This window comes from Tepidiforma sp. (genome assembly GCF_034432735.1).
In the GTDB taxonomy this organism is placed as follows: domain Bacteria; phylum Chloroflexota; class Dehalococcoidia; order Tepidiformales; family Tepidiformaceae; genus Tepidiforma.
The window spans coordinates 1-5,483 of the sequence record NZ_DAOUBJ010000013.1 but is presented as its reverse complement, the minus strand read 5'-3'; the positions used below and the strand labels follow the sequence as shown (position 1 = coordinate 5,483).

Below are 5,483 nucleotides of genomic sequence, written 5' to 3'. Positions count from 1 at the left end.
GGCGATGGTCATTGCATCGCCAGACCGGCTACAGCTGACGCTTCCGCCGGTGGGCGGCGCCGCGGGGGAGCTGTTGGGGCTGGTGCCGGCTGAGGTGGATCTCGTGCTGTTGGAGACCCACAGCGCGGAGCCGTACCCGACGATTCGGTCGGAGCTGGTGGACCCTGCGCCGGGGGAGTGGACGATCGCGACGTGGTCGTTCGCGGATTTGGACGGGGCGGTAGAGCGGGCAGCTTCGGCCGTGGGGGCGCTGCTACCGGCGGACTTGGGTCTGGCCCGGGCGCTGCGGCGGGCGCAGGAACTCCATGGTGGGCACGTGTGCGCGGGGCTCGTACTGGGGACGCGGCTTGCGCTGTACGCGGGTGAGCTGCTGGGCGTGGGGTTGCCGGACCGGGGGAAGCGGCTGGTGGTGGAGGTGGAGATCGACCGGTGCGCGGCGGATGCGGTGCAGGCGGTTACGGGTTGCCGACCGGGGAAACGGACGCTGCGTTTCGTGGATTATGGCAAGTTGGCGGCGACGTTCTGGGATCTGGGGAGTGGGCGTGCGGTGCGGGTGGCGGCGCGCGGTGACCTTCGCGATCGGGTGGGGGCGTACGGGCCGGACCGGCACGTTCGGCAGTCGGCGGCCTACCTGACGTGGCCGGCGGAGGAGCTGTTCACGGTCCGGGAGGTGGAGCGGCCGCTCGGGAGCCTCGACCTGCCGGGGCCGCCGGTGCGCCGAGTGGCGTGCGTGGCCTGCGGGGAGGAGGTGGCGGATGGGCGAGAGGTGGCGACGGAATCGGGGCCATGCTGCCGGCCATGCGCGGGGATGGGGTGAACGTTCGGGAGGGTTCCGGGTAGACTCCGGCGGATTACGCTGGAGGAGTTGAACGGTGTCGACCGCGCTGCCGCCTGCCCACGAGGAGCTTCCACCGCCGGCGATCGAGGAGGTGAGCTCTGGTATCTACGCTTATATCCAGCTCGACGGGAGCTGGTTCTTGAACAACGCCGGGTGCATCGTGGGAAGCCGTTCGGCGACGGTGGTCGACACGACGGGGACAGAGCGGCGAGCGCGGGCGTTTCATGCGGCGGTGCGGGAGGTGACGTCGTTGCCGGTGAGTGCGCTGATCAATACGCATAGCCACGGTGACCATACGCACGGGAATTTTCTGTTCGCGCCGGCGAGCGCGATTATCGCGAGCGAGCGATGCCGCTTGGAGCTGCTGGCTGCGGGGCATGCGGCGTATGCGCTCTTTCCGATGGTGGACTTCGGGGAGTGTCCGCTGACGCCGCCGACGGTGACGTTCGTGGATCGGTTGAACGTGTATGTGGACGATTTGCTGGTGGAGCTCCTGTTCATGGGGCCGGCGCACACGACGGGCGACATTGTGGCGTGGATTCCGGAGCGACGGCTGCTGTTCTCGGGCGACTTGGTGTTCAACGGGGGGACGCCGTTCGCGCTGGGGGGGTCGGTCGGGGGTTGGCTGGATGCGCTCGACCGCCTGGAGGGGCTCGGGGCGGAGACGATCGTCCCGGGGCATGGCCCGGTTGCGGGGCCGGCGGTGTTGGGGCAGGTGAGGCGGTACCTGGAGTGGGTGACGCGGGTGGGGCGGGAGGGGTTCGAGCGAGGTATTCCGCCACTGGAGCTTGCGGCGTCGTTGGACTTCGGCGAGTTCGAGGGGTGGCACGACCGGGAGCGGATCGTGCCGAACCTGCACCGGGTGTACAGCGAGCTGCGTGGTGAGCCGCGGGGTACGCCGCTCGACTATCGGCAGATGTTCGCGGAGATGCTGGCGTTCAACGGCGGGAAGCCGCTGCGCTGTTTGGCCTAGGGTGGGGCGAGGGCGTCGCGAATTTTTTGGAGGAAGTCGGCTGGGCGGTAGGGCTTTTGGATGAAGCCGGCGAGGTCTTTGCCGGTGAACCGCTCGGTGGCGTCCTGTTCGTTGTATCCGGAGGTGAGGACGACGCGGACGTTCGGGTCGAGGCGGCGGAGTTCGCGAAAGGTTTCTTCGCCGTCCATGTGGGGCATGGTCATGTCGAGCAGGACGAGGTGGATGTCAGGCTGTCGGCGGTAGGCCTGGACGGCTTCGTGGCCGTCGGCGGCGGTGAGGACGGTGTACCCGGATTGTTGGAGGATCCGCCGTGCGACGTTGCGGACGGTTTCGTCGTCGTCGACAACGAGGATGATGCCGCTGGACGAGGCGGGCGCGGACAGGGTGGCCGGGGGTGCGACGGGGGCGGGCGGGCCGGCGGCAGGGAAGAGGACTTCGAAGGTGGTGCCGCGGCCGGGCTCGGTGGAGAGCTTGATGGCGCCTCGGTGGCTGCGGACGATGCCGAGGACGGCGGCGAGCCCGAGCCCGCGGCCGGTGAATTTGGTGGTGAAGAAGGGGTCGAAGATGCGCGCTGCGGTCGCCGGGTCCATGCCGATGCCGGTATCGGCGACTTGGAGGTAGACGTAGTCGCCTTCGGGGAGGTCGTCGTCCATGTAGGCGGAGGAGAGGTAGGCTGCATCGGCGTGCACGAGGCCGGTGGAGACGGAGATGACGCCGGGGCGGTCGCCGATGGCGTCGGAGGCGTTGGTGATGAGATTCATGATGACCTGTCGGATCTGGGTAGCGTCGCCTTCGATGGCGGGAAGGTCGGGGGCGAAGCGGTACTGGAGAGCAGCTCGCTTGGTGACGGAGACTTCGAGGAGGTGGGCCATTTCTTCGACGATGCGGGAGAGATCGAGGCGTTCGATGACGAAGCGGCCTTTTCCGGAGTAGGCGAGCATTTGGCGGGTGAGCTCGGCTGCGCGTTGGGCGGCGGTTTCGATGTCGAGGACGGTCCGGCGGGCGGGCGATTCGGGCGGCAGTTCCATGAGGGCGAGGCCGGCGTTGCCGAGGATGGCGACGAGGAGGTTGTTGAAGTCGTGGGCGATGCCGCCGGCGAGGACTCCGAGGCTTTCGAGCTTTTGGGTCTGCTGGACTTGGAGGTCGAGGCGGCGGCGCTCTTCTTCGGCGTGGACGAGGTCGGTGGTGTCGAGGGCGGAGTAGAGGGTTGCGGGGCGACCGTCGAAGGTGAACGGGGAGGGTGCAACGCGAAGGTGACGAATCTGGCTGGATGCGGTGGTAAGGCGGATGGTGAAGCGGGGGGCGGGCTCCTGTCCTGGGATGCGGGGTGATTCGTGTTCGCTGGTGGGGGGCACGTCTTCTGCGGCGATGAGCGAGGCGATGAACCCGGGCCTGAGAAGCTCTTCGCGGGGGTAGCCGGTGAGGCGTTCCATTTCGGCGTTGACGAAAAGGGTCGTTTCGCCGTCGGAGACCCATACGGCGGCCGAGACGGCATCGAGGAGCTGGGCGAGGCGCGCCTCGCTTTGTTTGAGCGCCTGGTCGGCGCGGGCGCGTTCGGTGACGTCGCGGGCGACGCTCCCGATGCCGACGATGGCGCCGTCTGGGTCGCGAAGGGGAAAGTAGGAGCTGGAGAGGGTGACGGTCGAGCCGTCCTTGCGTTTCCAGGTGCGCTCCATGTCTTCGATGCTTTCGCCGGCGAGGACGCGCTGGCGGATCTGGTGACGAAGGTGTCGTTCGCCGGGATCGAAGAGGAATTCGGTGGTCTGGCCGAGGACCTCTTCGGCGGTGTAGCCGAAGATGCGTTGGGCGCCGTGGTTCCAGGACGTGATGGTTCCGGAGAGATCGGTGGTGACCATGGCGTCGCGGGAGAAGGCGACGATGGAGGCGAGGCGTGCGTTTTCGAGCGAGGCTCGGTGGAGGTCGCTGAAGTCGCGGGTGAGGGAGAGGACGGTGCGGACCTCGCCGCGGTCGTCTGGCTCGGGGATTATCCAGGTTTGGCTGTAGGCGCCAGGCTGGGGGAAGTCGCTGGGGCCTTCTCGGACGAGTCGTTGGCGGGTGCGAGCGGCTGCGAGGATGCCCTGTTCCCAGCGTAGGACGGCGGGCTCGCCTGGGCGTAGTTCGGTGGGGCGGCGACCGGCAACAGCCCGTAGGTCGGCGCCGATGGTGGCGAGAGCGGCAGGGTTCGCGTAGAGGATTCGGGCCTCTGCATCGAGGCGGACGATCAGGTCGGGCGAGTGCTCGGCGAGGGTGCGGAATTCGTGTTCGCGGCGTACGAGTTCGGCTTCGATGGCCTTGCGGCGGCGGATATCGAGGATGGCGGCGCGGACGAGTTTGCGGTCGAACGGGGGCATCCGGATGAGGCGGACCTCGCACATGATGAGGCGGCCAGCTGCGTCGCGGTGTACCCATTCGAACTCGACGACGTCGCCGGCCATGGCTCGCTGGAGGTAGCGGTCGGCGAGCTCTGCGCTGGGCACGCCGGCGGGCTGGTGTTGGGGGCTGATGCTGGCGGGGCTTTGGCGAAGGAGCTCCTGGTGGGACATGCCAAGGAGGCGGCAGGCGTCGTCGTTGGCTTCGACGAAGTGACCGAGCTCGAGGTCGTAGACAAGGATGGCGTGGCCGGCGTAGTCGAAGATGGTGCGGAAGCGCTGTTCGGCGTCGCGGGCGCGGGCGAGGGCTTGTTCGATGGGGGTGTGTTCGAGCACGAACGTGAGGCGAGCATCGCGGCCGGCGTAGCGGATGTTTTGTCCGGCGATGCGGACTTGGAGAATCCGCCCGTCGCGTGTTCGGTGGCGCCAGTAGGTGGGCAAGGAGCGCTGGTCGCGCTCGCGGAGGGTGGCACGGAAGGTGGGTACGTCTTCGGGTGGGCGGATGTCGTCGAGGTTTAGCTGTGCGAATTCGGCCGGGGTGTAGCCATAGAGGGCACAGGCGGCGCGGTTGGCGCGGAGGATGGCGAGGCTCCCTCGTTCGAAGATGAGGGCAGGAAGGGGGTGGTCTTCGAAGAAGATCCCGGGCGGGAGGTGTTCTTCATCGAACTCGGGCGGTGTGGGCTCTGGCTGGGGGGTGCCTCTGTCCGGTGTCACGGCGGACCTCCCGTGTGCTGGCGCATGGTAAGGGGAGGGGATGGAATGGGCTTCGGGAGTTTCCCTATTTTTGTCGCGCTTTCTGCGAAACGGCTGCAGGTCAGGATACGGGGGGCTCGAGGAGTACGTGGTATTCCTGCGGACCGTGGATGCCGCGGACGATGACTTTTTCGATGTCGGCGGTCCGACTTGGGCCGGTGAGGATGAGGGCGTCGTCGGGCCCGAGGTAGGGGGCGAGGGCGGCGGGGTGTTCGACGATGGTGGCGGGGTCGACGTGGAGGGCGACGGCGCCGGCGCTGAGGATGGCGCGGCGGTCGACGGGGCTGCCGGTGAGGAGGACGGATCCGGTGCCGGCGACGGCGGCGGTGGCGGCGAGGTGGAGGGCGTCGGCTGGGGGTGGTTCCAGCCCGACTCCGAGTTGGGCGGCACGGAGGCGGAATCGTTCGGCGGAGGTGGGTGGGAGCACTTCGGCGGGCGGGATGATGGGGGGCTGGGAGCGGTCGGGGCCGGCGGCTTGGAGGAGGGCCGGGTGGTGTTCGGCGGCTGGGTCGGGGAGGAGGCGTGGGTCGCTGCGGCGGGGCCCGAGGGG

Annotated in this window: 4 protein-coding genes; 2 read left to right on the top strand and 2 right to left on the bottom strand. The window is 68.4% G+C overall.

The genetic code is table 11. The annotated features are described in order from the left end of the window. A partial coding sequence (locus VAE53_RS00975; protein WP_322817485.1) for an FmdE family protein occupies positions 1-817 on the top strand: 817 nt, incomplete at its 5' end. 55 nt (positions 818-872) lie between these two features. Next, positions 873-1,811, top strand: a complete 939-nt coding sequence (locus VAE53_RS00970) for an MBL fold metallo-hydrolase (protein ID WP_322817484.1) — start codon at positions 873-875, stop codon at positions 1,809-1,811. On the opposite strand, the gene VAE53_RS00965 is transcribed toward VAE53_RS00970, so the two are convergent. Continuing rightward, positions 1,808-4,894: a PAS domain S-box protein gene (locus tag VAE53_RS00965; RefSeq protein WP_322817483.1), complete on the bottom strand. Its 3,087-nt coding sequence runs from the start codon at positions 4,892-4,894 to the stop codon at positions 1,808-1,810. The two genes, VAE53_RS00970 and VAE53_RS00965, sit on opposite strands and share 4 nt — an antisense overlap. Before the next feature lie 100 nt (positions 4,895-4,994). Further along, positions 4,995-5,483 (bottom strand): LUD domain-containing protein (locus tag VAE53_RS00960; RefSeq protein ID WP_322817482.1); only part of this gene is annotated, 489 nt, incomplete at its 5' end.